20 protein-coding genes, 2 tRNA genes and 3 rRNA genes are annotated in these 26,258 nt (G+C 69.7%); 12 read left to right on the forward strand and 13 right to left on the reverse strand.

The annotated features are described in order from the left end of the window. Nucleotides 1-11: 11 nt before the first annotated feature. Both LN652_RS20770 and LN652_RS20775 read right to left on the reverse strand, forming a co-directional pair. Nucleotides 12-266 carry a DUF3618 domain-containing protein gene (locus tag LN652_RS20770; RefSeq protein ID WP_230442481.1) on the reverse strand — a complete coding sequence of 85 codons (255 nt, stop codon included), beginning with the start codon at nt 264-266 and terminating at the stop codon, nt 12-14. Then, nucleotides 259-666, reverse strand: a complete 408-nt coding sequence (locus tag LN652_RS20775; RefSeq protein WP_230442482.1) for a phage holin family protein — start codon at nt 664-666, stop codon at nt 259-261. The genes LN652_RS20770 and LN652_RS20775 overlap by 8 nt, the downstream gene beginning before the upstream one ends. A gap of 141 nt (nt 667-807) precedes the next feature. On the opposite strand from LN652_RS20775, the gene dnaG reads away from it, so the two are divergent. The 3 genes from dnaG (at nt 808) to LN652_RS20790 (ending at nt 3,334) form a co-directional block, all read left to right on the forward strand. Further along, complete coding sequence (gene dnaG / locus LN652_RS20780) at nt 808-2,703, forward strand: DNA primase (protein WP_230442483.1); 1,896 nt, start codon at nt 808-810, stop codon at nt 2,701-2,703. Further along, nucleotides 2,700-3,206, forward strand: a complete 507-nt coding sequence (locus tag LN652_RS20785; RefSeq protein ID WP_230442484.1) for a hypothetical protein — start codon at nt 2,700-2,702, stop codon at nt 3,204-3,206. The genes dnaG and LN652_RS20785 overlap by 4 nt, the downstream gene beginning before the upstream one ends. Before the next feature lie 52 nt (nt 3,207-3,258). Next, nucleotides 3,259-3,334: transfer RNA gene (locus LN652_RS20790), tRNA-Asn, on the forward strand. Between the two features lie 66 nt (nt 3,335-3,400). Here the strand turns inward: LN652_RS20790 and LN652_RS20795 are convergent. Then, nucleotides 3,401-4,153: a PIG-L deacetylase family protein gene (locus LN652_RS20795; protein WP_230442485.1), complete on the reverse strand. Its 753-nt coding sequence runs from the start codon at nt 4,151-4,153 to the stop codon at nt 3,401-3,403. Between the two features lie 67 nt (nt 4,154-4,220). On the opposite strand from LN652_RS20795, the gene LN652_RS20800 reads away from it, so the two are divergent. Further along, the gene (locus LN652_RS20800; protein WP_230442486.1) at nt 4,221-5,423 is read left to right on the forward strand and encodes a sulfite oxidase; all 1,203 of its coding nucleotides are present in this window, start codon (nt 4,221-4,223) and stop codon (nt 5,421-5,423) included. A 13-nt stretch (nt 5,424-5,436) separates the two neighbouring features. Here LN652_RS20800 and LN652_RS20805 read toward each other — a convergent pair whose 3' ends face one another. Together LN652_RS20805 and LN652_RS20810 are read right to left on the reverse strand one after the other, a co-directional pair. Then, nucleotides 5,437-6,723, reverse strand: a complete 1,287-nt coding sequence (locus LN652_RS20805) for a DUF1501 domain-containing protein (protein ID WP_230442487.1) — start codon at nt 6,721-6,723, stop codon at nt 5,437-5,439. 1 nt (nt 6,724) lies between these two features. Beyond that, nucleotides 6,725-8,173 (reverse strand): DUF1800 domain-containing protein, encoded by a 1,449-nt coding sequence (locus LN652_RS20810; RefSeq protein WP_230442488.1) that lies wholly within the window; start codon nt 8,171-8,173, stop codon nt 6,725-6,727. Nucleotides 8,174-8,297: 124 nt separating this feature from the next. Between LN652_RS20810 and LN652_RS20815 the strand changes: the two genes are divergently transcribed. Then, on the forward strand, nt 8,298-9,266 hold the full coding sequence (locus LN652_RS20815) for a GNAT family N-acetyltransferase (protein WP_230442489.1): 969 nt from the start codon (nt 8,298-8,300) through the stop codon (nt 9,264-9,266). Between the two features lie 13 nt (nt 9,267-9,279). Next, nucleotides 9,280-9,353, forward strand: a tRNA-Ile gene (locus tag LN652_RS20820). Nucleotides 9,354-9,367: 14 nt separating this feature from the next. On the opposite strand, the gene LN652_RS20825 is transcribed toward LN652_RS20820, so the two are convergent. Then, nucleotides 9,368-10,741, reverse strand: a complete 1,374-nt coding sequence (locus LN652_RS20825; protein ID WP_230442490.1) for a serine/threonine-protein kinase — start codon at nt 10,739-10,741, stop codon at nt 9,368-9,370. 73 nt (nt 10,742-10,814) lie between these two features. On the opposite strand from LN652_RS20825, the gene tyrS reads away from it, so the two are divergent. The 6 genes from tyrS to LN652_RS20855 all read left to right on the forward strand — a co-directional run bounded on the left by tyrS (nt 10,815) and on the right by LN652_RS20855 (nt 20,018). Beyond that, a complete protein-coding gene (gene tyrS / locus LN652_RS20830; protein WP_230442491.1) occupies nt 10,815-12,080 on the forward strand; it encodes a tyrosine--tRNA ligase in 1,266 nt (421 codons plus the stop codon). Nucleotides 12,081-12,633: 553 nt separating this feature from the next. Beyond that, a 16S ribosomal RNA gene (locus LN652_RS20835) occupies nt 12,634-14,155 on the forward strand. A 580-nt stretch (nt 14,156-14,735) separates the two neighbouring features. Next, a 23S ribosomal RNA gene (locus LN652_RS20840) occupies nt 14,736-17,871 on the forward strand. 153 nt (nt 17,872-18,024) lie between these two features. Continuing rightward, nucleotides 18,025-18,142, forward strand: a 5S ribosomal RNA gene (gene rrf, locus LN652_RS20845). The 16S, 23S and 5S rRNA genes sit together here, the layout of an rRNA operon. A gap of 114 nt (nt 18,143-18,256) precedes the next feature. Beyond that, nucleotides 18,257-19,291, forward strand: a complete 1,035-nt coding sequence (locus tag LN652_RS20850; protein WP_230442492.1) for a tetratricopeptide repeat protein — start codon at nt 18,257-18,259, stop codon at nt 19,289-19,291. A gap of 196 nt (nt 19,292-19,487) precedes the next feature. Next, nucleotides 19,488-20,018, forward strand: coding sequence for a DUF3145 domain-containing protein (locus tag LN652_RS20855; RefSeq protein ID WP_230442493.1), 531 nt, complete (start codon nt 19,488-19,490; stop codon nt 20,016-20,018). Between the two features lie 9 nt (nt 20,019-20,027). Here the strand turns inward: LN652_RS20855 and LN652_RS20860 are convergent, their stop codons facing one another. The 7 genes from LN652_RS20860 to LN652_RS22200 form a co-directional block, all read right to left on the reverse strand. Further along, on the reverse strand, nt 20,028-20,450 hold the full coding sequence (locus LN652_RS20860; protein ID WP_230442494.1) for a hypothetical protein: 423 nt from the start codon (nt 20,448-20,450) through the stop codon (nt 20,028-20,030). A gap of 71 nt (nt 20,451-20,521) precedes the next feature. Continuing rightward, entirely contained in the window at nt 20,522-21,952 is a 1,431-nt protein-coding gene (locus tag LN652_RS20865) for an acyl-CoA carboxylase subunit beta (protein ID WP_230442495.1), read from the reverse strand. A 23-nt stretch (nt 21,953-21,975) separates the two neighbouring features. Continuing rightward, nucleotides 21,976-23,226 carry a beta-ketoacyl-ACP synthase II gene (gene fabF / locus LN652_RS20870; RefSeq protein WP_230442496.1) on the reverse strand — a complete coding sequence of 417 codons (1,251 nt, stop codon included), beginning with the start codon at nt 23,224-23,226 and terminating at the stop codon, nt 21,976-21,978. An 87-nt stretch (nt 23,227-23,313) separates the two neighbouring features. Next, a complete protein-coding gene (locus LN652_RS20875) occupies nt 23,314-23,559 on the reverse strand; it encodes an acyl carrier protein (protein WP_129456799.1) in 246 nt (81 codons plus the stop codon). 50 nt (nt 23,560-23,609) lie between these two features. Next, nucleotides 23,610-24,623 (reverse strand): beta-ketoacyl-ACP synthase III, encoded by a 1,014-nt coding sequence (locus tag LN652_RS20880; RefSeq protein ID WP_230442497.1) that lies wholly within the window; start codon nt 24,621-24,623, stop codon nt 23,610-23,612. Then, nucleotides 24,623-25,807, reverse strand: a complete 1,185-nt coding sequence (locus LN652_RS20885; RefSeq protein WP_230442498.1) for an acyltransferase domain-containing protein — start codon at nt 25,805-25,807, stop codon at nt 24,623-24,625. The genes LN652_RS20880 and LN652_RS20885 overlap by 1 nt, the downstream gene beginning before the upstream one ends. Nucleotides 25,808-25,908: 101 nt before the next feature. Beyond that, nucleotides 25,909-26,223 (reverse strand): PucR family transcriptional regulator, encoded by a 315-nt coding sequence (locus tag LN652_RS22200; RefSeq protein WP_407941565.1) that lies wholly within the window; start codon nt 26,221-26,223, stop codon nt 25,909-25,911. Nucleotides 26,224-26,258: the final 35 nt, after the last annotated feature.

The following is a 26,258-nucleotide window of genomic DNA, read 5'->3' on the forward strand; positions in this document are numbered from 1 at the left end:
CTGGGTGGGTGTCAGTGGTCGCGGCGCAGGCGCCACACGACGAGCACGACGGCCATCGCGAGCAGCGAGCCGGCCGCGGCGAGCACCTCGGCCCGCGGCGTGCCGTCGTCGGTGGTCGCGGCGTCCTTGAGGTCGGCGACCTTGTGCCGCGCCTGCGCCTTCACGTCGAGCTTGTCGGTCAGCGCGTCGACGGTCTCGGCGAGCCGCTCGCGCTGCTGCGCGATCTCGGCCTCGAGCTCCTCGGGAGTCTTGCCGGCCTCACCCATGGTGGTCCCCCTTCATCGTCGCGATGTCCTCCTTGACGCCCTCGATCGCCCGTGCGGGCGCGGGAGGCGTGGCCTCGGACACGGCCTTCTTGCCGCCGAGCCCCGCCGCGGCCGCGACGAGGAGCAGCACGACGGCGACCAGCAGCGAGGCCAGCCAGGCGTCGAGCACCGCGGCGAGGCCGAGGATGGCGGTCGTGACGAGCGCGGCGAGCCCGAAGAAGGCCAGCAGCCCGGCGACGCTGAACATCCCGATCCCGACGCCGGCGCGCTTGCCCTTCTGGGCGACCTCGGCCTGGGCGAGGTGGATCTCGGAGCGGATGAGCTCCGGGATCTGCTGGGAGAGCTGGTGGACGAGCTGCCCGAGGGTCTGACCCTCCGGCGCTCCCTGCTGAGCGGTCATTCCTCGACCCTCACAGACACCAGCACCGAGGACCAGACCGCTCACCCCCGTAGGGGTGTCGGCCGACCGGCCGCCCGCGACGCCGCGGACGATGTGGAGACCGGGGCCGGCGGATGGGTGCGCGCCCGTAGACTCCCCGGCGTGGCAGGCCGGATTCGCGACGAGGACATCGCCGAGGTGCGCGAGAAGGCGCAGATCGACGACATCGTCTCCGAGTACGTCACCCTCAAGCGGGCCGGCGGCGGCTCGATGAAGGGCCTCTGCCCGTTCCACGACGAGAAGACGCCGTCGTTCAACGTCAACGCCGCGCGCCAGTTCTGGCACTGCTTCGGGTGCGGCGAGGGCGGCGACGTGATCTCGTTCGTGATGAAGGTCGACGGCCTGACCTTCACCGAGACCGTCGAGCGGCTCGCGGAGAAGGTCGGCGTCCAGCTGCGGCGCGAGGAGGGCGACGACGCCCCGTCGCGCCCGCGCGGCCCGGCGCGCGGCCGCCTCGTCGAGGCCCACAAGGTGGCCCAGGAGTTCTACGCCGAGCAGCTCGCGTCGGCCGACGCCGTCGTGGCGCGCCAGTTCCTCCACCAGCGCGGCTTCGACCAGGCCGCCGCGGAGATGTTCGGCGTCGGCTTCGCACCGCGCGACGGCGAGGCGCTGACCCGCCACCTGCGCGGTCGCCGGTTCAGCGACGAGGAGACCGTCGCGGCCGGGCTCGTCGCGCTCGGCCGCTCCCACTACGACCGGTTCCGCGGCCGGCTGGTGTGGCCGATCCGTGAGGCCAACGGTGACACCATCGGCTTCGGCGCCCGGCGGATCTTCGACGACGACCGGATCGAGGCGAAGTACCTCAACACCTCCGAGACCGCGATCTACAAGAAGAGCCAGGTCCTCTACGGCATCGACCTGGCCCGCACCGCGATGAAGGACAGCCAGCAGGCCGTCGTCGTCGAGGGCTACACCGACGTGATGGCCTGCCACCTCGCCGGCGTGCGCACGGCGGTGGCGTCCTGCGGCACCGCCTTCGGCACCGACCACGCGCGGGTGCTGCGCCGCTTCATGGGCGACCACGGCACCACCAGCGGCGAGGTGATCTTCACCTTCGACGGCGACTCCGCCGGGCAGAAGGCGGCGATGAAGGTGCTCGAGAGCGACCAGGTCTTCGCCTCCCAGACCTACGTCGCGGTCGCCCCGGAGGGGATGGACCCCTGCGAGCTGCGGATCGAGGAGGGTGACGAGGCGGTGCGCGAGCTGGTCGCGCGCCGACAGCCGCTCTACCGCTTCGCCCTCGACAACATCCTGTCGCGCCACGACCTCGACCGCGCCGACGGCCGGGTCGACGCGCTCCGCGACGCGGCCGGGCTGGTCGCGAGCATCCGCGACAAGACCAAGGTGGAGGCGTTCTCGCGCGAGCTGTCCCACATGGTCGGCCTCGACCTCGACGAGGTCCGGGGCGAGGTGCGCCGCGCCGCGAGCCGCCCGGCCCGCACGGACGAGCCGCGCCGCACCTCCCGGACGACCGACCAGCCGGCGCCGGCCGAGCCGCCGCGCCCCGCGCTCCCGAGCCTGTCCGACCCCCGCTTCATGATCGAGCGCGAGCTGCTCAAGCTCGTCATCCAGCACCCCGCCGGCGTCGGCCGGACCACCACCCACGTCACCGCCGACGACTTCACCCACCCGACCTTCCAGGGCGTGTGGGCGGCCGTCACCGAGGCCGGGGGCCCGGCCTCGGCCGGCGACGACGCGGGCTGGGCCAACCGCGTCCGCGGCGCGGCCACCGATCCCGCCGTGGTCGCCGCGATCACCGAGCTCGGGGTGGAGCCGGTGCGCGGCACCTCCGACCCCAACCCGACCTTCGCGGTGGCCTACGTCTACCGGCTCCAGGAGCTCACCACGTCGCGGCGGATCGCCGACGTCAAGGCGCGCCTGCAGCGCACCAACCCCGTCGAGCACGCCCTCGACTACAACCGGATGTTCGGCGAGCTGGTGATGCTCGAGCAGCACCGCCGCAAGCTGCGCGAGGGCGCGGTCGGGGGCCAGGCATGAGCCCGTTCCGCCGTCGCCCCCCGTCCCCGGCGGTCGCCGTCGCGGCCGGCGAGCGGGTGCTCGCCGCGGCGACCAGCGCCGAGGGCACCGTGCTCGCCGGCACCCGCGACGCGTTCTACGTCGTGGTCGACGGCGAGACCCGGCGGGTGCCGTGGGAGCAGGTCGAGGCCGCCGGCTGGGACCGGGACACCGACACCTTCCGGCTGTCCGAGGTCGGCACCTGGGGCGAGGAGCGCCCGGTGCACACCGCCCGCCTCGAGGAGCCCGGCCGGCTGCTCGAGCTGGTCCACGAGCGCGTCACCGCCAGCGTCGTCCTGCAGCGCCACGTCGGCGTCGACGGTCGCCGCGGCCTGCGCGTGATCGCCCGCCGGGCACCGTCCGGCGACGGGGGAGTGCAGTGGGTCTACGAGTACGACGAGGGCGTCGACCCCGACGATCCCGCGGTCCGTGCGCTCGCCCGGCAGGCGCTCGACGGCATGCGACGCGACGTGGGGCTACCCTGATTTCCCCCGCGCCGTCGGGCCTTGCTAATGTTCCACCTCGCTGCACAAGCGATCCCCTGTAGCTCAACTGGCAGAGCATTCGGCTGTTAACCGGAGGGTTGTTGGTTCGAGTCCAACCGGGGGAGCCAGAGAAGGGCCCGAGGCGACTGCCTCGGGCCCTTCGTCGTTCCCGCTGCGCGGAGGAGCGGCGGCGCTCAGCCCCAGCCCATCGGGAACACCTCGAAGGTCGCGGCGTGGGTGACGCCGAGGCCCTGCCCGCCGGCGCGCAGGATGCCGTCGAGGAACTCCTCGGGGTCCCAGCCCTCCCAGCCGAGGCCGTCGATGTAGGCCCGGTGCTCCTTCAGCGAGTCGACGCCGGCGTCGAAGGTGCCGGTGACGTCGACGGCGTGCGTCGCCTGCGGGGAGCTGCCGGCCCACACGGCGCGCACGCCGCCCCACGGCTCGAGCCCGCCGGCGAGCTGCTCGGGGAAGATCCACCGGTTCCCGGCGTCCCGGACGGCGTCGAGGAGGGCCCGGCCCACCGCGATGTGGTCGGCCTGGTTGAGGTTCGTCCCGCCGAAGGTCTCGCGGAAGTTGATGGTCATCGCGATGTCGGGCCGCTGCTGGCGCACCACCTGGGCGATCGCGCGGCGCAGGGCGACGCCGTACTCCAGGATCCCGTCGGGGAGCCGCAGGAACACCACCTCGTCGACCCCGACCGCGCGGGCGGACGCGACCTCCTCGGCCTCGCGGACCGTGCGGCACTCCTCGGGGTGCAGGCCGTCGATCCCGGCCTCGCCGCTGGTGACCATGCAGTAGACGACGCGCTTGCCCTGGCCGGTCCAGCGCGCGACGGCGGCTGCGGCGCCGTACTCGACGTCGTCGGGATGGGCGACCACGAAGAGCGCGGTCGCCCAGTCCTCCGGGAGCGGCTCGTACGACGGGGGTGCGGGGCGGTCCTCGGTCATGGTCCGAGCATGGCACCGACCCTGTTGTGTAGTGAACCGCATGACTTACTCGTATAGGGTCGACGGCATGACGACCTCCTCGCTCACCCGCCGCGGGTTCCTCGCCGCGGCCGCGGTCGCCGGTGGTGCGGCCCTCGCCCCGGCGACGACGTGGCGGCTGCCGGCCTCGTCGGCCGCGCCCGCGATCCTCAAGCCCACGCCGCCCGCGTGGTTCACCGACTTCGGGACCAACGCCGAGATGCTGTGGAGCTCGGTCGACCCGCGCCGCCGGCTCACCCCGCAGTCGCGGCTGTTCGTGCGCAACCACACCCGTACGCCCGTGATCGACCCGGCGACCTACGCGCTGCGGGTCTTCGGCGACGGCCTGGCCACGCCCCGGACCGAGGGGGAGGCGCTGTCGCTGACGCTGGCCGACCTGCGCCGCCTGCCGCGCCGGGAGGTGGTCACCGTCCACGAGTGCACCGGCAACGGCCGCAGCTTCTTCACCTCCCAGCAGGGGCAGACGGTGTCCGGCACGGCGTGGACGCTCGGTGCCGTCGGCTCCGTCCGCTGGACCGGCGTGCGCCTGCGCGACGTCCTGGCCCGGCTCGGGCTGGCACCGGACGCGGTGTCGGTCCAGGCGACGGGGCTCGACGACCCCTTCGTCTCGGGCGGCACCGACTACGGCCGCGTGCGCCGGCCGTTCCCGGTGTCCAAGGCGCTGGACGACGCGATCCTGGCGTGGGGCATGAACGGCGAGGACCTGCTGCCCGACCACGGCTTCCCGCTGCGGCTGGTGCTGCCGGGATGGGTGGGCATCGCGAGCATCAAGTGGCTCGGCTCGCTCGAGGTCTCCCGCACGGAGCTGACCTCGCCGTGGAACACGACGTTCTACCGGATGACCGGCCCCGACTGGCCCGCCGACTCCCCGCCGCTGACGGTCAACCCGGTGCGCTCGGCGTGGGAGCTGGCGCGCGACGCGGTGCTCCCGGCCCGGCCGGTCACCCTGACCGGTCGCTCGTGGAGCGGCGCCGGACGGATCCGCCGGGTCTCGGTCAGCCTCGACGGCGGCGCGTCGTGGCGTCCCGCCGCGGTCGACCGCCGCTCGCACGAGGACCAGGGCTGGACCCAGTGGTCCGTGCGCTGGGCCCGCCCGCGCCCCGGCCGCCACGAGCTGCTCGCCCGCGCCACCGACGAGCAGGGCCGGACGCAGCCGCTGGTCGCGGCCTACAACACCCAGGGCTACTTCTTCGACGCCGTGGTGCGCCACCCCGTCCAGGTCGTCGCCTGAGGCGAGCAGCCCCTCAGGCCATCACACCGACGGCCTGGGGGGTGAAGCCCGGGAACACCTGTCCGACGGTGACGCCGAAGCGCCGGGTGACGATCTCGGTGAGCACGCTGCGGTAGTCGGTGGTGACCAGCAGGTCGCCGTCGAGGGTGTCCTGCAGGCCCGGCCAGGTGCCGTAGTAGCGACCGCCCCTGACGCCGGCCCCGGCCACGAACATCACGTTGCCGAAGCCGTGGTCGGTGCCGTAGTTGTCGTTCTCCTGGACCCGCCGGCCGAACTCGCTCAGCGTCACCAGCGTGACCCGGTCGGCCAGCGGCCCGAGGTCGGCGAAGAACGCCGCGATCGAGCTCGCCAGGTCGCCGGCGTTGCGCTTCATGTCCCCCCACTCGAGGGTGCCGAGGTCGGTGTGCATGTCCCAGTCGCCCTGGTCGACCGTGATCACCTCGGCGCCGACGCCCGACCGGATGATGCGCGAGACGCCGGACAGCGCCTTGCCGAGCGAGCTGCCGGGGTAGGCCGGGGTCGGGGTGCCGGCGGCCGTGTCGCGGGCGGCGCCGAAGGTCTCCGCGCCGGCGATGGCGTCGCGGACCGCGCGGTTCATCGGCCCGGTGCCCTTCCAGGCGTGCTTGAGCGAGGCCAGGCGGCGCCCGTCCTCCTCGGTCCCCGCGACCTTGGCGTCGTCGACCCGCCCGACCACGAAGGCCGGGTTGGTGCCGAAGAGGGAGGTCGGGACCTGGTTGCCCAGCGCCGTGCCCTGCAGCGGCGAGCCGCCCGGCAGCTCGCCGAGCAGCCGGTTGAGCCACCCGTTGCGCGCGGTCGACCCGGGGGCGGCGTCCTCGATGGCCTCCATCGCCGCGAAGTGCGAGCGGTTGGGGGTGGGCATGCCGGTGGCGTGCACCGCGGCGAGGGTGCCGGCCTGCCACATGGGGAGCACCGGTGCGAGCGCCGGGTGCAGGCCGAACATCGCGTCGGGCGCGAGCAGCGAGGCGTGCGGGACGCCGATCCGCGGGCGCGCGGCGTAGTAGGCCGGGTCGCCGTGCGGCACCACGAGCGAGAGGCCGTCGGCCGCTCCGCGCAGGCTGAGCAGCACCAGCACCGAGCCGAGCGGGCTGGACTGGCGTCCCGCCGGGCGGCCGGTGACGGCGTACGCGCGGGGGCCCTCGCCGCCGAGGGCGGGGCCGAGGGCGACCGCGCCGCCGGCGAGGGCGGTGCCGAGCAGCGCCCGGCGGCTCAGCGCCAGCCGCGCCTCGTCGTAGTCGGGGCAGCCGCAGGAGCGGGTGGGCAGGTGGGTCTCGTCAGTCATGTCAGCACGCCAGGTGGTCGGGGGAGTCGAGGACGGCGGAGAGCAGGCGCGCGAAGCCCCACTGGTAGAGACCGTGCTCGCGGTCGATCTTCTCCCTGGTGCGACAGCCGGTCGCCAGCGCGGCGGTCGTGACCAGGCTCTTCGTCGCCGGACGGTGGAGCAGGTCGCGGCTGACCGCGTCGACGAGGTCGTCGAAGCGGATCGCCTTCTTCGCCGGCACCCACGCGCTCGGCTCGCGGTAGTGCAGGTCGACGGTGGGCCACCAGCCCCCGGACATGGACCAGTGCATGCTCATCGACGCGAGCGCCCGCGAGGGGGAGGCCCAGATGTCGTTGCGGACGGGCGTGCCGTCGGGGCGCGGCCAGGCGTGCGGCGAGAGCCCGAGGCCTGACGCCTGCCAGAGCATCGCGTTGACGCCGGAGTCGTCGCTGCCGGGACGGTCCAGGCGTACGCCGAGGGCGCGGTAGGTCGCGACGACGTCCTCGCTGGGGTCGCGCAGCTTCTTGCCGGCCGCGCGGCGGAACTCCTTGCTCGCGACGAGCGCCCGGAGCACGGGCACGACGGCGGTGTCGTTCCTGAGGTAGACCTTGGCCAGGTGCCTCACCAGCGCGCGGGGCGGGTCGTCCTGGACGAACTTGGTCGCGAGCCGCTCCGCGATCCGCTCCGCGGTCTGCGGGTGGTGCGCGAGGTAGTGGAGGTACTCCTTCATCACCTCGCGGCCGTCGCCCTTGCGGTTCTTGTGGGTGAACCCCTTGACCCGCACCTTCCCGGTCCAGTGGTCCTCCTTCACGTAGGAGGCCTTCCAGGTGTTCCACAGGTCGACGTGGTGGCCGGTGAGGATGCGGGCGGACGCCTTGACGTCGTCCTCGCTGTAGTTGCCGGCCCCGACGGTGTGCAGCTCGAGGAGCTCGCGGCCGAGGTTCTCGTTCGGCGCGCGCTTGGTCGACGTCGCGGCCGACAGGAAGATCAGCATCGCGGGGTGCGTGGTCGTGGCGGCCAGCATCTGGTCGAAGCGGCCCAGCGCGTGGCGGCGGATCGTGTCGCCGTAGTCGACGCGCCAGGTGAACTGGGCGTCGCCGCTCACCGGCACGTGGAGCATGCCCTCCCAGAACTCGGTCATCTTCTCCAGCACCGGGCGTCGGGTCCGGATCCGACGGACCAGCAGCCAGCGGCCGTAGTCCTCCATCACCTCCCAGCCGCCGCGGACCTCCTGGACCTGCCGCTTCCACAGCTCCATCGGCCCGCGGTCGAGGTCGGGCCACCAGCGGCGCACCGCCTCGGCGTCGCCGTCGGGGAACGAGCCGGGGCGGGTGAGCTGGCGCTCGAACCACGCGTCGGCGCCGCCCGCCCGGCGGACGTCGCGCGCGAGCGCGGCGTCGACGCCGTAGCCGAATCGTGTGACGAGGTGCCGCTGCGACGCAGGCAGCAGCGCTTCTGGCTTCTTGGCCACCGAGGTCCTCCCAGTACCCGTGACGCTTCCGAGACGCCTCACTGTCCCACGTCGACCCCCTCTCGCGAAGGCGGGTGCCGATATCCGGTTGCCCCCGTGCGCCGCGCTGGGGTCGGATGACGCGGTGGACGTCACCGACCTCGACACCTCCGACCCCGACGCGCGCCGGCGCTGGTACGCCGCCCAGGAGCGCGCGATCCGCGCCGACCGGCCGGAGGCGCTGCTCGAGGCCTACGACGCGTGGGAGCTGCAGGCGACCGAGCCCTCCGCGCACGCCGAGCGCCGGTGGCTGCAGGTCGTCGAGGACGGGGACGTCGTCGGCACGGCGTCGCTCGAGCTGCCCCTGAGCGAGAACCGGGAGGTCGCGTGGGTGGAGGTCGACGTCGTCGCGACCCACCGGCGGCGCGGGGTGGGACGCGCCCTCTGGCAGGCGCTCGCCGCCCGCGCCGCCGCGGCCGACCGGACCCGGATGGGCGGTGAGGTCACCGTGGTGCCGGAGGGGGCGGAGGTGGCGCGACGCTTCGCCGCCGCGATGGGCGCGGTCGAGCAGCACCGCGAGGACCACCTCGTCGCCGACCTGCCGGTCCGCCCGGCTCCCGTCGACGCCGCCTACGAGCTCGTCGCCTGGCGCGGTCGCTGCCCGGACGAGCACCGAGCCGCCTACCTCGCGATGCGCAACCAGATGAACGCCGACGTGCCCGTCGGCGACCTCGACCTGCAGGCAGCCGTGCTCGACGACGCCCGCCTCGCCGCGTCGGAGGAACGGCTGGCGCGGTCGTACGACGTGCGCGTGGCGGCTGCCCGGCGACGCTCCGACGGCGCCTGGGGCGGCTACTCGCTGCTGTTCGTCCCGCACGGCGCGACCTACGGCTGGCAGGACGACACCCTCGTGATGCCCGACCACCGCGGCCGCCGCCTGGGAGCCGCGCTCAAGTCGGCGAACTACGCCGTTCTGCCGCCCGAGGTCACGCTCGTCCACACCTGGACGGCGCCGTCGAACACCGCGATGCACCGCACCAACACCGCGATGGGCTTCCGCGTCGTCGAGCACATGTACGAGGTGGAGGCGGCCCTCGGGCCCACGATCGCCTAGGGTCTGCCCCCGAGGGGCGGTAGCTCAGTCGGTCAGAGCAGAGGACTCATAATCCTTGGGTCGTGGGTTCGAGCCCCACCCGCCCTACGAGCGCCGGAGGCTCAGGCCTCGCCCGCGATGAGGTAGCCGCCGTCGTCGGCCGGCGTCAGCTGCAGGCGGATCTGGTCGGACGACCGCGCGCCGGTCTTCATCACGTAGTCCACCGCGTAGTCGACGGTGAGGTCCGAGGGGTTGCTCTCGATGCTGGTGACCTGCGCCGAGCGCACCCTGCCCCACCAGCCCATGTAGCCCTCGAACCCGCGGCTCTCGGTCTGGAACTCCGGGGTCAGCATCTCGAAGGCCGCCCGGGGGTCCGAGGTGACGGTGGCGATGTAGGACGAGACGAAGGCGTCCATCTGCTGCTGGCGCTCCTCCGGCGAGACCGAGGGGCTCTCGGAGGTGGGCGGCGTCGACGACGTGGAGCCCGTCGGGTCCGCCGCCTCGGGGGTGTCGCCCCGCCCGCCCCAGACGTACGCCGTCGCGATGGCGGCCACGGCGAGGACCAGCAGCGCGGCGATCCCGGCCCACCGGGCCCCGTGCCCGCGGCGTGCTCGCGGCGACGTGGGGGGAGCCGCGGTGACGCGGGGGAGCACGCCGGTCGCCTCGGCCGGGCGCGCCGGCACGGGGCCGGCGGCGATCGTGGAGCGCTGGCCGTGCTCGAGGCGACGCAGCTCGTCGCGCACCCGGCGCATCGGCCAGCGGTTCTCCGGCTCGCGGGTCATCATCACCGACAGCAGCCCGGCCATCGGGTGGTCCTCGGGCAGGCGCGGCGGGTCCTCGTGGACGATCTTGTAGAGCGCGCCGATGAGGTTGTCGCCGACCTCGTACGGCGGGCGGCCGGTGACCGCGTGGTAGAGCGTGGCGCCGAGCGACCACACGTCGCTCGCGGGCGTCGCGGACGAGCCGGACGCCACCTCGGGAGCGAGGTAGGCGGGGGAGCCGGTGACCAGCCCGGTCTGGGTGAGGGAGGCGTCGTCGGCCGACCGGGCGATGCCGAAGTCGCCGAGCTTGGCCACGCCGTCGGCGACCAGGATGTTGCTGGGCTTGACGTCGCGGTGCACGATCCCGGCGGCGTGCGCCTCGGTGAGCGCGTCCGCGGTCTGCGCCAGCAGCCCCGCCGCGGCGGTGGCCTCGAGGGGGCCGGAGGAGCGGACCAGGTCGCTGAGCGTGCGGCCGGCGACGTACTCCATCACCAGCCAGTGGACGTCGCCCTCCGCGACCAGGTCGAAGACGGACACCACGTGCGGGTGGTTGAGCGCCGCGGCCAGCCGGGCCTCGCGCGCGGCGCGCTCGAGCTGGACGTCGTCGCCGCCGGGCATCACCCCGATCCGCTTGATCGCGACCGTGCGGCCCAGCACCTCGTCGTGCGCGAGGTGGACGGTGCCGGCGCCGCCGCGTCCGATCTCCCGCTCGAGCGTGTACCTGCCTGCGATCACGTGCGTCCTTCCTCCAGACCTCGCCCTAGGCTAGTGCGCGACGTCCAACCCACCTCACCCCGAAGGAACCCACGTGAGCAGCCCCAACGTCCTCGACGACCTGGAGTGGCGCGGCCTGATCGCCCACTCCACCGACCGCGACGCGCTGCGCGCGGCGCTGGGCGCGGGGAGCGTCAAGTTCTACGTGGGCTTCGACCCGACCGCTCCCAGCCTGCACATGGGCAACCTGGTGCAGCTCGTGACCGCACGGCGGCTGCAGGAGGCGGGGCACACGCCGTACGTCCTGGTCGGCGGCGCGACCGGCATGATCGGCGACCCGCGCGACTCAGGCGAGCGGACGCTCAACTCCCTCGACACGGTCAAGGAGTGGACCGAGCGGGTACGCGCGCAGGTGTCGAGGTTCGTGACCTTCGAGGGCGCCAACGCTGCCACGACGGTCAACAACTACGACTGGACCGCGTCCCTGTCGACGATCGACTTCCTGCGCGACATCGGCAAGCACTTCCCGGTCAACCGGATGCTCGCGCGGGACACGGTGAAGCGTCGTCTCGAGTCGGGCATCAGCTACACCGAGTTCTCCTACGTGCTGCTGCAGTCGATGGACTACCTGAACCTGTTCCGCGAGCACGGCGTGACGCTGCAGTTCGGCGGCTCCGACCAGTGGGGCAACATCACGGGCGGCGCCGAGCTGGTGCGCCGGGTGACGGGGGAGAACGCCTACGGCTTCGCCACCCCGCTGATCACCAAGACCGACGGGACCAAGTACGGCAAGACCGAGGGTGGCGCGCTCTGGCTCGACGCCGAGATGCTCTCGCCCTACGCGTTCCACCAGTTCTGGCTCAACGTCGAGGACGAGAAGGTCGGCGAGCTCCTCCGGATCTTCACCTTCCTCACCCGCGAGGAGATCGAGGACCTCGAGCAGCAGACGGCCGAGAAGCCGTTCCTGCGCGCGGGGCAGAAGCGCCTCGCCGACGAGGTGACCGCGCTGGTGCACGGCGCCGAGGAGGTCGAGCAGGCGAAGGCCGCCGCCGCGGCCCTGTTCGGCGGGGGAGACCTGGCCGACATCAAGCCCGACACCCTCGCCTCCGCGCTGCGCGAGGCCGGCGGGACGACCGTGCCGGCCGGAGAGCTGCCCGACATCCTCGACCTGCTCGTCAGCGCGGGACTCGCCACGAGCAAGGGCGACGCCCGACGCACCGTGTCCGAGGGCGGTGCCTACCTCAACAACGTGCGCGTCGAGGACCCCGAGCTCCGGCCGACGGCGGCCGACCTGGTGGGCGGCGCGTGGCTGGTGCTGCGCCGCGGCAAGAAGAAGTTCGCGGGCATCGAGGTGCGCTGAGGGGGCGTGTCGGCCGGCTGCAGGCCTCTGACCTGCGCAAACGTCGGTGTGCCCGCGGTCACACCGTTTCGATTTGCGCGCTGTCCTGAGTACGCATACTGTTCTCTTTGTCGCCAGGGAGCGGCGGGGAGCAAGGCCGGTCAGGCTGGGCTCCCGGCCCCGGAGCGGCTCGGCCCGAAGCGGTCATCGGTCACGGTGACACCAGTGGGTCAGGGCGGAACGGACGAGGATTTGCTTCGTCTCGAAGTCGCCCGGTAAGTTTCTGCAGGTTGCCCCGGTGGCTGAGCCAGGTGTTCTGGCGAGGTTCGGGTGCGTCTGATTCTTGAGAACTCAACAGTGTGTTTGATTAGTCGACGAATTAGTTTGTTTTGCCCCGTTGGCATCATGGTCTGCCTTTTGGTGGGTGGTGGTGTCGCGGTTTCTTTGACGATGATTCTGACAACAGTCAGTTTTGTTCGGTCAGGGGATGTGGCTCTTATTGATAGTCGCTTCTGCTGTCTGTTCCTGCTCTTCTTTTTGTTGGGGTGGGGTGGGTGGTGGGGGTTGATGGTTTTCGATGGAGAGTTTGATCCTGGCTCAGGACGAACGCTGGCGGCGTGCTTAACACATGCAAGTCGAGCGGAAAGGCCCTTTCGGGGGTACTCGAGCGGCGAACGGGTGAGTAACACGTGAGTAATCTGCCCCTGGCTTCGGGATAGCCACCGGAAACGGTGATTAATACCGGATATGACTATTGCCTGCATGGGTGATGGTGGAAAGTTTTTCGGCCAGGGATGTGCTCGCGGCCTATCAGCTTGATGGTGAGGTAATGGCTCACCATGGCTTCGACGGGTAGCCGGCCTGAGAGGGTGACCGGTCACACTGGGACTGAGACACGGCCCAGACTCCTACGGGAGGCAGCAGTGGGGAATATTGGACAATGGGCGGAAGCCTGATCCAGCAACGCCGCGTGAGGGATGACGGCCTTCGGGTTGTAAACCTCTTTCAGTACCGACGAAGCGCAAGTGACGGTAGGTACAGAAGAAGCACCGGCCAACTACGTGCCAGCAGCCGCGGTAATACGTAGGGTGCGAGCGTTGTCCGGAATTATTGGGCGTAAAGGGCTCGTAGGCGGTTTGTCGCGTCGGGAGTGAAAACGCCGTGCTTAACACGGCGCTTGCTTTCGATACGGGCAGACTAGAGGTATTCAGGGGAGAACGGAATTCCTGGTGTAGCGGTGAAATGCGCAGATATCAGGAGGAACACCGGTGGCGAAGGCGGTTCTCTGGGAATATCCTGACGCTGAGGAGCGAAAGTGTGGGGAGCGAACAGGATTAGATACCCTGGTAGTCCACACCGTAAACGTTGGGCGCTAGGTGTGGGGTCCATTCCACGGATTCCGTGCCGCAGCTAACGCATTAAGCGCCCCGCCTGGGGAGTACGGCCGCAAGGCTAAAACTCAAAGGAATTGACGGGGGCCCGCACAAGCGGCGGAGCATGCGGATTAATTCGATGCAACGCGAAGAACCTTACCTGGGTTTGACATACACCCTGCCGCTCCAGAGATGGGGCTTCTTTTGGGGGTGTACAGGTGGTGCATGGCTGTCGTCAGCTCGTGTCGTGAGATGTTGGGTTAAGTCCCGCAACGAGCGCAACCCTCGTTCTATGTTGCCAGCACGCCCTTCGGGGTGGTGGGGACTCATAGGAGACTGCCGGGGTCAACTCGGAGGAAGGTGGGGATGACGTCAAGTCATCATGCCCCTTATGTCCAGGGCTTCACGCATGCTACAATGGCCGGTACAAAGGGCTGCGATCCCGTGAGGGGGAGCGAATCCCAAAAAGCCGGTCTCAGTTCGGATTGGGGTCTGCAACTCGACCCCATGAAGTCGGAGTCGCTAGTAATCGCAGATCAGCAACGCTGCGGTGAATACGTTCCCGGGCCTTGTACACACCGCCCGTCACGTCACGAAAGTCGGCAACACCCGAAGCCGGTGGCCCAACCCTTGTGGAGGGAGCCGTCGAAGGTGGGGCTGGCGATTGGGACGAAGTCGTAACAAGGTAGCCGTACCGGAAGGTGCGGCTGGATCACCTCCTTTCTAAGGAGCACACACCCCGATCATCAGCTAGCTGGCCACAAGGTCCAGTGAGGTCTGGTGGCGCATGGTGGTGTCTCACTAGTGGAATCGTCGACTGTCACAGCTTGTCTGTCTGGTCCTCTTCGGGGGGCTGGGTGGGTGGGGTTGTGGGCATCAGGCCTGCCGTTGGGTGGGGTGGTGGTTGGACACACTGTTGGGTCCTGAAGGATCAGCCGTGGGGGTCTTCGGGCCTTCTGGATGGGGTTGCCCGTGTGGGTGGTCCTGGTTGGTGTCTTCTGGTCCTCCTGCTACCTGTCTGTGCCCGTGGGGTGTGGGTGGGGGTTGGTGGGGTTGTTGTTTGAGATCTGCATAGTGGACGCGAGCATCTTTTGCAGCCGGTGCCGTGCCTGTTCCCCCCGTATGTGCGCATGTACGCATGTGTGTGCGTGTTGGGTGGGGTGGGTGTTGGTGGCTGGTTGTGAATAGTGTTTTTTGCTGGCTGGTTCTTCCTTGTCTTGAGGGGACTGGCTGGCGTTGCCGGCGCATCTTTGATTGGGGTGTGTCGGTGGTGTTGTTCATGTGTGTTGTCTTGACGTTGTTGAGACAAGCTATGAAGGGCACATGGTGGATGCCTTGGCATCAAGAGCCGATGAAGGACGTTGGAGCCTGCGATAAGCCCTGGGGAGTTGGCAACCAAGCTGTGATCCGGGGGTGTCCGAATGGGGAAACCCAGCACGAGTCATGTCGTGTTACCTGCACCTGAACACATAGGGTGTGTGGAGGGAACGTCGGGAAGTGAAACATCTCAGTACCGACAGGAAGAGAAAACAACAGTGATTCCGAGAGTAGTGGCGAGCGAAATCGGATGAGGCTAAACCTCAGGTGTGTGATACCCGGCAGGGGTTGCATCTGGGGGGTTGTGGGACCGCTCGATTGAGTCTGCCGGCTCAGTGCAGAGTAAGAAACCAGTGTGGAAGTCGAAGTCGGTTGGAAAGCCGTACCGTAGAGGGTGATAGGCCCGTAGACGTAAAGCGCTGGCTCTGGAGCGTGTTCCCAAGTAACACGGAACCCCTGAAATTCCGTGTGAATCTGGCGGGACCACCCGTTAAGCCTAAATACTCCTTGATGACCGATAGCGGACAAGTACCGTGAGGGAAAGGTGAAAAGTACCCCTGGCGGGGAGTGAAATAGTACCTGAAACCGTGTGCCTACAATCCGTCGGAGCCTTGTGCCAACTTGTTGGTCGGGGTGACGGCGTGCCTTTTGAAGAATGAGCCTGCGAGTTTGCGGTGTGTTGCGAGGTTAACCCGTGTGGGGAAGCCGTAGCGAAAGCGAGTCCGAATAGGGCGATTCAGTAGCGCGCTCAAGACCCGAAGCGAAGTGATCTATCCATGGGCAGGTTGAAGCGTCGGTAAGACGACGTGGAGGACCGAACCCACTTAGGTTGAAAACTGAGGGGATGACCTGTGGATAGGGGTGAAAGGCCAATCAAACTTCGTGATAGCTGGTTCTCCCCGAAATGCATTTAGGTGCAGCGTTGCGTGTTTCTTGCCGGAGGTAGAGCACTGGATAGCCGATGGGCCCTACAAGGTTACTGACGTTAGCCAAACTCCGAATGCCGGTAAGTGAGAGCGCAGCAGTGAGACTGCGGGGGATAAGCTCCGTAGTCGAGAGGGAAACAGCCCAGACCATCAGCTAAGGCCCCTAAGCGGTGACTAAGTGGAAAAGGATGTGGAGTCGCATTGACAACCAGGAGGTTGGCTTGGAAGCAGCCACCCTTGAAAGAGTGCGTAATAGCTCACTGGTCAAGTGATTCCGCGCCGACAATGTAGCGGGGCTCAAGTCATCCGCCGAAGCTATGGCATTCAGCGAATACATCAGCATCGACTCGATCGGTGTTCAGTGCGCTGGATGGGTAGGGGAGCGTCGTGTGGGCAGTGAAGCGCCGGAGTGATCCAGGTGTGGAGGCCACACGAGTGAGAATGCAGGCATGAGTAGCGAATCACGGGTGAGAAACCCGTGCGCCGAATGATCAAGGGTTCCAGGGTCAAGCTAATCTGCCCTGGGTAAGTCGGGACCTAAGGCGAGGCCGACAGGCGTAGTCGATGGACAACGGGTTGATATTCCCGTACCGGCGAAGTTTCGCCCATGACGAACCTGGTGATGCTAACCACCCGAAGCATCGTGGACCGGACCCTTCGGGGCGAGGCCGTGGTGTGGAGCGTGGGACCCGAGCTGGTAGTAGTCAAGCGATGGGGTGACGCAGGAAGGTAGCCCAGCCACAGCGATGGTTGTCTGTGGGCAAGCGTGTAGGACGTCTGGTAGGCAAATCCGCCAGATCCACTTGGGTGTGGAGTCTGAGACGTGACGCGGAGCCACTTTTGGTGAAGTGGGTGATCCTATGCTGTCGAGAAAAACCTCTAGCGAGAAACGAGCCGCCCGTACCCCAAACCGACTCAGGTGATCAAGTAGAGAATACTAAGGCGATCGAGACAACCATGGTTAAGGAACTCGGCAAAATGCCCCCGTAACTTCGGGAGAAGGGGGGCCGGATCCGTGAACCCACTTGCTGGGGGAAGCGGTGATGGCCGCAGAGACCAGGGGAAAGCGACTGTTTACTAAAAACACAGGTCCGTGCGAAGTTGTAAGACGATGTATACGGACTGACTCCTGCCCGGTGCTGGAAGGTTAAGAGGACCGGTTAGGCCGCAAGGCCGAAGCTGAGAATTTAAGCCCCAGTAAACGGCGGTGGTAACTATAACCATCCTAAGGTAGCGAAATTCCTTGTCGGGTAAGTTCCGACCTGCACGAATGGAGTAACGACTTTCCCACTGTCTCAACCATGGACTCGGCGAAATTGCACTACGAGTAAAGATGCTCGTTACGCGCGGCAGGACGGAAAGACCCCGGGACCTTTACTATAGTTTGGTATTGGTGTTTGGTACGGCTTGTGTAGGATAGGTGGGAGACTGTGAAGCCCTCACGCCAGTGGGGGTGGAGTCAACGTTGAAATACCACTCTGGTCGTACTAGATGTCTAACCTAGGTCCGTTATCCGGATCAGGGACAGTGCCTGATGGGTAGTTTAACTGGGGCGGTTGCCTCCTAAAATGTAACGGAGGCGCTCAAAGGTTCCCTCAGCCTGGTTGGCAATCAGGTGGCGAGTGTAAGTGCACAAGGGAGCTTGACTGTGAGACAGACATGTCGAGCAGGGACGAAAGTCGGAACTAGTGATCTGGCCACGGCATGTGGAAGCGTGGTCACTCAACGGATAAAAGGTACCCCGGGGATAACAGGCTGATCTTCCCCAAGAGTCCATATCGACGGGATGGTTTGGCACCTCGATGTCGGCTCGTCGCATCCTGGGGCTGGAGTAGGTCCCAAGGGTTGGGCTGTTCGCCCATTAAAGCGGCACGCGAGCTGGGTTTAGAACGTCGTGAGACAGTTCGGTCCCTATCCGCCGCGCGCGCAGGAAACTTGAGAAAGGCTGTCCCTAGTACGAGAGGACCGGGATGGACGAACCTCTGGTGTGCCAGTTGTTCTGCCAAGAGCACGGCTGGTTGGCTACGTTCGGAAGTGATAACCGCTGAATGCATCTAAGCGGGAAGCACGTTTCAAGATGAGGTTTCCCACCCAATAATGGGGTAAGGCCCCCCACAGAACATGGGGTTGATAGGCCGGAGGTGTACAGCAGTAATGCCCAGCCGACCGGTACTAATAGGCCGAGGGCTTGTCCCAACCACGTACAAGACCACACACACGCGCAAAAACAACGAACACACATGTTCGCGTCCACTAGGCAGTTCCCAACCAACACACCCAGACACACCCCCCACACGCACACACGTGCGAAACGGGGGGTGAAGTCAGGACGAGTTGAGTTGAAAGAGTTACGGCGGCCATAGCGAAACGGGAAACACCCGGTCCCATACCGAACCCGGAAGTTAAGCCTTTCAGCGCCGATGGTACTGCAACCGAGAGGTTGTGGGAGAGTAGGACGCCGCCGGACAAACATTTGGCAGGGGCCACCAGTTCACTGGTGGCCCCTGCGCCATTTCATGGCAGAAGTGAGTACGGTTGCCCCGGGACCGGGGGCCGGATGCGTGAGAAGGGAAGTGCGGCTGTGGCCGAGGACCGTCGAGGACAGAGACCGTCTCGTGGTGGAGCGAGCGGCGGGCGCGGTGGCGCGTCCGGATCGGGCCGGAGCGGCTCCTCGAGGGGCGCCCAGGGCGGCGGCCGCAGCAGCGACTCCCGTGGCGACTCCCGCAGCGACTCCCGGGGTGGCGCCGGCCGGACCGGTGGCCCGAAGGGGTCCTCGTCGCGCGGCGGTTACCAGGGCGGCAAGCCCGCGGGTGGTGGCAAGCCGGCCGGCGGCAAGCCCGCCGGCAAGGGAGGCGGCAGCGGCCGGCGTCCCGTCGGCTCGCAGGACCGTGCGTTCCGACCGCGCTCCGAGGAGCGGCCGCGCACGACCGAGCAGTCGGTCTACGACGGCCCCGACCTGCCCGAGGACGTCACCGGCGCCGAGCTCGACCGGGGCGTGCGGGCGCAGCTGAAGGGTCTGCCCGAGAAGCTGGCTGCGCGGGTCGCGCGGCACCTCGCCGCCGCCGGGCTGCTGATCGACGAGGACCCGGAGACGGCCTACCAGCACACCCTCGCGGCTCGCGCGCGCGCCTCGCGCCTCGCGGTCGTGCGGGAGGCGACGGGGGAGGCGGCCTACGCCGCGGGCCACTACGCCGAGGCCCTCGCGGAGCTCCGAGCCGCCAAGCGCATGAACGGCGCCACCGACTACCTCCCGATCATGGCCGACTGCCACCGCGCCCTCGGCAACCCCGAGCAGGCCATCAAGCTGGCGAAGAGCCCGTCGGTCGCGAACTTCATCCCCGAGGCGAAGGCGGAGATGACGCTCGTCGAGGCCGGCGCCCGTCGCGACATGGGCCAGCTCGACGCCGCCCTGCGCACCCTGGAGCTCGCGCCGCTGATGTCCAAGAGCCGTTCGTCCTGGGTGGTCCGGCTGCGCTACGCGTACGCGGACACCCTCGAGGCCGCGGGCCGCGAGGCCGACGCGCTCGCCTGGTTCCACCGCACCCACGCGATCGACAGCGAGCAGCTGACCGATGCCGCGGAGCGTGCCGAGCTGCTCGAGCGCCGCCAGGCCTAGCGCCGTCCCCGGCCTCCGGGCCCTCGGAGCAACCGCGCCGCGACGCGTCCCCGGACGTGTCGCGGCGTGCTGGCTTTCGGCCGCCTCATGGGTCACAATGGAGCCACTAATCACATACGTGTCACTACGGCTCCGAGAGCAACGACGACAGAACGCTGGGGAAGGCGCATCTGGAGCGTCGGAACTCAAGGAGGTCATGGTGACCACACGCATTGCTTCGCGCCCGGACGGTCCGGGAACGAGGGGCATCCTCTACGTGCACTCTGCGCCCTCCGCACTCTGCCCGCACATCGAGTGGGCCGTCGGCGGAGTGCTCGGCGTGGCCGTGTCGCTCGACTGGACGCCTCAGCCTGCCCAGCCGGGGGCCTACCGTGCGGAGCTGTCCTGGACGGGCAGCGCCGGCACGGCTGCTGCCGTCGCCTCGGCGCTGCGGGGCTGGAACCACCTGCGCTTCGAGATCACCGAGGAGCCGACGAGCTCCACCGAGGGCACGCGCTTCTCGTGCACGCCCGACCTCGGCATCTTCCACGCGATCACCGGGCCGCACGGCGACATCCTGATCCCGGAGGACCGGCTCAAGGCCGCCGTGGTCAAGGCCGCGCTCGGCGACACGACGCTGCTCCTCGAGATCGACCAGCTCCTCGGCAAGCCGTGGGACGACGAGCTCGAGACCTTCCGGCACGCGGGTGAGGGCGCTCCGGTGCGGTGGCTGCACCAGGTCGTCTGAGAGCAGCCGTCAGCGACGCCGGCGCAGGCGGAAGGTCTCGGTGACCGCCGCCCGCGCCTCCTGCGTGCTGCTGTAGGAGACGAGCACCCCGGTGACGGTGAACCGACCGGGGCTCGTGGCGCGCCCGCACAGCCGGAAGGGCAGCACGCCGGACACCGGGTCGTTCGGGCCGAGCAGCGATTGCGCGTTGACGCCGCGCCCGTCGCGGGCGCGCATGGCGAGGTCGAGCGACCAGTCGTCGTCCGGGACGGTCACGGCGTAGCGGAGCGCGTAGTCGTGGCACCCCCGGCGGAGCCGGTCGTCCGGACCCTCGACGACCGCGGAGACCGGGTCCGGGGTGGCTTCCGGTGTCGGCTCGCCGGTGGGCGGCAGCGGCGGGAGCGGCAGCAGCGTCGAGGCCGTCATCACCGCGGTCACGAGCAGGCTCGTCATCGGCACCTCCGAGTGGGTCTGGAGGTCCAACGAGCGGGTGTGACCTGCGTTACGTCACGGGTCGCCCGCGCTCAGAGCGGGATGTTGCCGTGCCGGCCGCGCCGCACGCCGGCGGTGTCGATCTCGTGGCGCATGGCCGCGGCGATGGCGCCGCGGGTCCGGGTCGGCTCGACGACCTCGTCGACCACGCCGATCTCGACGGCCTTGTCGACGCCGCCGGCGATCCGCTCGTGCTCGGCGGCAAGCTCGGCCTCGACCTGGGGACGGATCTCGGGGGAGACCTCGGCGAGCTTGCGCCGGTGCAGGATGCGGATCGCGGCGACCGCCCCCATCACGGCGACCTCGGCGCCGGGCCAGGCGAGGACGCGAGTCGCGCCGAGCGAGCGGGCGTTCATCGCGATGTAGGCGCCGCCGTAGGTCTTGCGGGTGACCAGGGTGACCCGCGGGACCACGCACTCACCGAAGGCGTGCAGCAGCTTGGCGCCACGTCGGACGACGCCGTCCCACTCCTGGCCGACGCCGGGGAGGTAGCCGGGGACGTCGACCAGCACGACCAGCGGCACCCCGAAGGCGTCGCACATGCGGACGAAGCGGGACGCCTTCTCCGCCGACAGCGAGTCGAGGCACCCGCCGAGGCGCAGCGGGTTGTTGGCGACGACGCCGACGGTGCGACCGCCGAAGCGGCCGAGGGCGGTGACGATGTTGGGCGCCCAGCGGGCGTGGAGCTCCTGCATGGTGCCCTCGTCGAGCAGCCCGTCGACCAGCGGGTGCACGTCGTAGGCCCGCTTCTTCGACTCCGGCAGCAGGGCGCCGAGGTCGCGGTCCTCGACGGAGTCGGCGGCCAGGCTGCCCTGGGCGCCGAGCAGGGACGCCACGGTGCGCGCCCGGTCGAGCGCCTCGCGCTCGGACTCGGTGAGGATGTGCACGACGCCCGAACGGCGGCCGTGCGGCTCGGGTCCGCCGAGCCGGAGCATGTCGACGTCCTCGCCGGTGACCGAGCGGACCACGTCGGGTCCGGTGACGAAGATCCGGCCCTCCGGGCCCAGGATGACGACGTCGGTGAGCGCCGGCCCGTAGGCGGCGCCGCCGGCGGCGGGGCCCAGCACGACGGAGATCTGGGGGATCACGCCGGATGCCTGGGTCATCACCTGGAAGATGCGGCCGACCGCGTGGAGGGAGAGCACCCCCTCGGCGAGGCGGGCGCCGCCGGAGTGCCAGAGACCGATGATCGGCACGCCGTCGGTGATCGCCCGGTGGTAGGCGTCGACCACGACCCGGCAGCCGACGTCGCCCATGGCGCCGCCCATCACCGTGGCGTCGCTGCAGAACGCGACGACCTGCGTGCCGTCGACGCGACCGACCGCGGCGAGCATGCCCGACTCGTCGTCCGGCGTGATCAGCTCGAGGGTGCCCTCGTCGAGCAGCGCGGTGAGGCGGTGGACCGGGTTGCGCGGGTCCTCCTCGCGGGGGAGCCTGGCCGGCTTCGCAGCGGTGGCAGTCACAGTGGTGGCCTTTCCGAGGCGGATCAGAGGCTGGAGAAGGCGACGGCGACGTTGGCGCCCCCGAAGCCGAAGGAGTTGTTGAGCGCGACGACGTCGCCCGCGGGCAGGTCGCGGCGCGACGTGGGGATGTCGAGGTCGACCTCGGGATCCTTGTCGTCCAGGTTGATCGTCGGCGGGCTGACCCGGTCGTGCAGCGCCATCACGGTCGCGACGGCCTCCAGCGCGCCGGCACCACCGAGCAGGTGACCGGTCATCGACTTGGTGCTGGTGACCACGCAGCGGTCGACGTGCTCACCGAGCACGGCGTGGAGCATGAGGCCCTCGGCGATGTCGCCCTTGGGCGTGGAGGTGGCGTGGGCGTTGACGTGGACCACGGTGGCGGGGTCGACGTCGCCCTCGCGCAGGGCCATCCGGATCGCGCGGGTGCCGCCGCGACCCTCGGGGTCGGGCTGGGCGATGTCGTGGGCGTCGTTGCTGATGCCGGCCCCGCGGACCTCGGCGTAGATCGTGGCACCACGGGCGCGGGCGTGCTCCTCGGACTCGAGGACCAGCACGGCGCCGCCCTCGCCGAGCACGAAGCCGTCGCGGGCCACGTCCCAGGGGCGCGAGACCGACGCGGGGTCGCGGTCGTCGTCGGTGCCGGTCTTGGAGAGCGCCATCATGTTGGCGAACGCGGCCATCGGGAGCGGGTGGATCGCGGCCTCGGTGCCGCCGGCCAGGACGACGTCGGCCCGCCCGAGGCGGATCAGGTCGATGGCCATCGCGATGGCCTCGTTGCCGGAGGCGCAGGCGGAGGTCGGTGCGTGGACGGCGGCGCGGGCGCCGTACTTGAGGCTGACGTTGGCGGCCGGGGCGTTGGGCATGAGCATCGGGACGGCCAGCGGCGAGACGCGGCGCGGGCCCTTCTCGAGCAGCGCGTCGTAGTTGGCGAGCAGCGTGGTCACGCCGCCGATGCCGGAGGCGATCGCCACGCCGAGCCGCTCGGGCTCCAGGCCCGAGCCCTCGAGACCGGCGTCGGCCCAGGCCTGGTCGGCCGCGACCATCGCGAACTGGCTCGAACGGTCGAGACGGCGGGCCTTGACCCGCTCGAGGACCTCGGAGGGGTCGACCGCGACGCGGCCGCCGATCTTCACGGGGAGCTGGTCGACCCACTCGTCGTCGAGGCGCGCGATGCCGGACGTGCCGGCCAGCAGGGCCTGCCAGGTCGTGGGGACGTCCCCGCCGACGGGGGAGGTGGCGCCGAGGCCGGTGACGACTACGCGGGTCGAGGGCATCAGGAGGGGTATCCGTTCTCGCAGTGGTGGAGGGGACCGGGACGCGGGCGGCCGTGCTGGACGGCCGCCCGCGACGCGCGGGCGGGCTCAGCCCTGGGCGCGCTCGATGTAGGCGACGGCGTCGCCGACGGTCTTGAGGTTCTTGACCTCGTCGTCGGGGATGGTCACGCCGAACTTCTCCTCGGCGGCCACGACGACCTCGACCATGGAGAGCGAGTCGACGTCGAGGTCGTCCACGAACGACTTGTCCAGCTGGACGTCGTCGGCGTCGACGCCGGCGACCTCGTTGACGATGTCGGCGAGGTCGGCGCGGATTTCTTCGGTGGTGGCCATGGGCCTTCCCTTCTTCTGTGTGGTGGTGCTGGGTGGGTACGGGGGGTGCGTCAGGGGACGGTGACGACCTGCGCGGCGTAGGCCAGGCCGGCGCCGAACGCGATGAGCAGGGCGGTGTCGCCGCTGCGGGCCTCGCCCTCGAGCATCATCCGGTCGAGCGCGAGCGGGATCGAGGCGGCGGAGGTGTTGCCCTGGTCCGCGACGTCGCGGGCGATCCGGACCGAGGGCGGGAGCTTCATCGACCGCGCCATGGCGTCGATGATGCGCATGTTGGCCTGGTGGGGGACGAAGACGTCGAGCTCGTCGAGGGACACGCCGGCGACGTCGAGCGCCTGCTGGCCGATCTTGGCCATCGCGAAGGACGCCCACCGGAACACCGGGTTGCCCTGCATGGTCAGGTGGGGCATCACGCCGGAGCCGGGCTGCGTGGTGGTGCCGACGACGTCGCGCCAGTCCTCGCGCTGGCGGATCAGGTCGAACTGCTCGCCGTCGGAGCCCCACACGACCGGGCCGATGCCGGGGGTGTCGCTCGGGCCGACGACGGCGGCGCCCGCGCCGTCGGCGAAGATGAACGCGGTGCCGCGGTCGGTGAGGTCGAGGATGTCCGTGAGCCGCTCGACGCCCACGACGAGGACGTGGCGCGCGCTGCCGGCCCGGACCATGTCGGAGGCCATCGCGATGCCGTGGCAGAACCCGGCGCACGCGGCGGAGATGTCGAAGGCGGCCGCGCCGTCGGTGCCGAGCTCGTGGGCGATCGCGGTGGCGACGGCGGGGGTCTGCAGCAGGTGGCTCACGGTGGCGACGACGACGCAGTCGATCTCGTTGACCGACAGGCCGGCGCGCTCGATCGCGGCTCGCGACGCCTCGACCGACATCATCTGGACGGACTCCTCGGGGCCCGCCCAGCGACGCGTCCGGATGCCGGAGCGCTGCTGGATCCACTCGTCGCTGGAGTCGATCGCGTCGACGACCTCGGAGTTGGGCACGAGGCGGGTCGGGCGGTAGGAGCCCATTCCCAGGATGCGCGCGTGCGGAGCGCCGGTGGTGGCGGCGATGGGAGCCATCAGTGCGTGGCCTCGGGGTGCAGGCGGAGCAGGGGCTGGCCGGGGGAGACGAGGTCGCCGTCCTCGACCAGCCACTCGACCACGGAGCCGCCGTGCGGGGCCGTGATGTCGGTCCGGTCGCGCAGGCTGGCCACGGCGCCGATGGTGGCGCCCGGGGCGAGCATGTCGCGCTCGACGGCCTCCGAGGACAGGTGGAAGGTCCCCTTCGCGGGGGAGACGATCATCCGCCAGGTGGGGGTGGTCTCGATCATCGAGGCCTCGCCGTGCTTGTCGCAGAACTCGCGGGCGGCGTCGAGCTGGTCGGGTGTCTTGAGCGCGAAGGTCTCGACGCCCTTGAGGGCCCGCTTGGCGATGCCGGTGAGGGTGCCGGCCGGAGGCATCTCCAGGATGCCGGTCACGCCGAGGTCCGTCATCGTCTCCAGGCACAGGTCCCAGCGGACGGGGTTCGAGATCTGGCCGACGATCCGGCGCAGCACCTCGCGGCCGTCGTGGACGACCTGCCCGTCCTTGTTGGAGATGACCGGGGTGCGCGGGTCGTGGGTCGACACCGACCGGGCCAGGTGGCCGAGCCGGTCGACGGCGGGCGACATGTGGTGGGTGTGGAAGGCGCCGGCGACGCTGAGCGGCATCAGGCGCGCCTTGGCGGGGGGCTGCTCGGCGAAGGCGGCCAGCTGCTCCATGGTGCCGGCGGCGACGACCTGGCCGGGACCGTTGTCGTTGGCGGCGGTGAGGCCGTGCGCCTCGATGGCGGCGAGGACCTCGTCGCGGTCGCCGCCCAGCACGGCGGTCATGCCGGTCGCGGTGGTGGCGGCGGCCTCGGCCATCGCGTTGCCCCGCTCGCGCACGAGGACCATCGCCTGCTCGGCGGTGATCGCCCGCGCGCCCGCCGCGGCGGTCAGCTCGCCGACGCTGTGGCCCGCGACCGCGCCGATGCGCGAGAACGCGTCGGCCGGGTGCGGGAACAGGTCCAGCGCGGCGACCAGGCCGGTGGCGACGAGCAGGGGCTGCGCGACCTTGGTGTCGCGGATCGTCTCGGCGTCGGCCTCGGTGCCGTAGTGCGGCAGGTCGATGCCGGCGACGGTGGAGAGCCACTCGAAGCGACCGGCGAACACCGGGTCCTCGAGCCAGGGGGTGAGGAAACCGGGGGTCTGGGCCCCTTGACCGGGGGCGACGATGACGAGCACGGGACCACTCTGCCGGGTCCGACGGCGTGGCCGCGGGTCCGACGCCGACGAAAGTCACCCCCGGAACCTTGTAGGTTCCCTACAAAAGCGGTGCGACCGGGTCAGAGCTCCGTGCGGCCGGACTGACGCCCCAGGATGAGCGCGAGCTGGAGCGCGAACGCCTCGCGCGGGCGCGTCGGCGACCACCCGGTGACCTCGGTGACCTGGCGCAGCCGGTAGCGCACGGTGTTGGGGTGGACGAAGAGCGCGCGGGCCGTGCCCTCGATCGAGGCGCCGTGCTCGAACCACGCCCCCAGTGTCTCCAGCAGGGTGCCGCGGGTGGCCACGAGCGGGAGGTAGACCTCGTCGACCAGGTGTCGCCGGGCGTGGCCGTCGCCGGCCAGCGCGCGCTCGGGGAGCAGGTCGCGGCTGGCCACCGGGCGCGGGGCGTCGGGCCAGCCGGCCGCGGCGC

Source organism: Nocardioides okcheonensis, from assembly GCF_020991065.1.
Classification (GTDB): Bacteria; Actinomycetota; Actinomycetes; order Propionibacteriales; family Nocardioidaceae; genus Nocardioides; species Nocardioides okcheonensis.

Coding starts and splice junctions, on each gene's coding strand:
- LN652_RS20855 (WP_230442493.1), top strand. CDS start 19,488: ATGGTGACCACACGCATTGCTTCGCGCCCGGACGGTCCGGGAACGAGG.
- LN652_RS20875 (WP_129456799.1), bottom strand. CDS start 23,559: ATGGCCACCACCGAAGAAATCCGCGCCGACCTCGCCGACATCGTCAAC.
- LN652_RS20785 (WP_230442484.1), top strand. CDS start 2,700: ATGAGCCCGTTCCGCCGTCGCCCCCCGTCCCCGGCGGTCGCCGTCGCG.
- LN652_RS20880 (WP_230442497.1), bottom strand. CDS start 24,623: ATGGCTCCCATCGCCGCCACCACCGGCGCTCCGCACGCGCGCATCCTG.
- LN652_RS20800 (WP_230442486.1), top strand. CDS start 4,221: ATGACGACCTCCTCGCTCACCCGCCGCGGGTTCCTCGCCGCGGCCGCG.
- fabF (WP_230442496.1), bottom strand. CDS start 23,226: ATGCCCTCGACCCGCGTAGTCGTCACCGGCCTCGGCGCCACCTCCCCC.
- LN652_RS20770 (WP_230442481.1), bottom strand. CDS start 266: ATGGGTGAGGCCGGCAAGACTCCCGAGGAGCTCGAGGCCGAGATCGCG.
- LN652_RS20805 (WP_230442487.1), bottom strand. CDS start 6,723: ATGACTGACGAGACCCACCTGCCCACCCGCTCCTGCGGCTGCCCCGAC.
- LN652_RS20775 (WP_230442482.1), bottom strand. CDS start 666: ATGACCGCTCAGCAGGGAGCGCCGGAGGGTCAGACCCTCGGGCAGCTC.
- LN652_RS20795 (WP_230442485.1), bottom strand. CDS start 4,153: ATGACCGAGGACCGCCCCGCACCCCCGTCGTACGAGCCGCTCCCGGAG.
- LN652_RS20860 (WP_230442494.1), bottom strand. CDS start 20,450: ATGACGAGCCTGCTCGTGACCGCGGTGATGACGGCCTCGACGCTGCTG.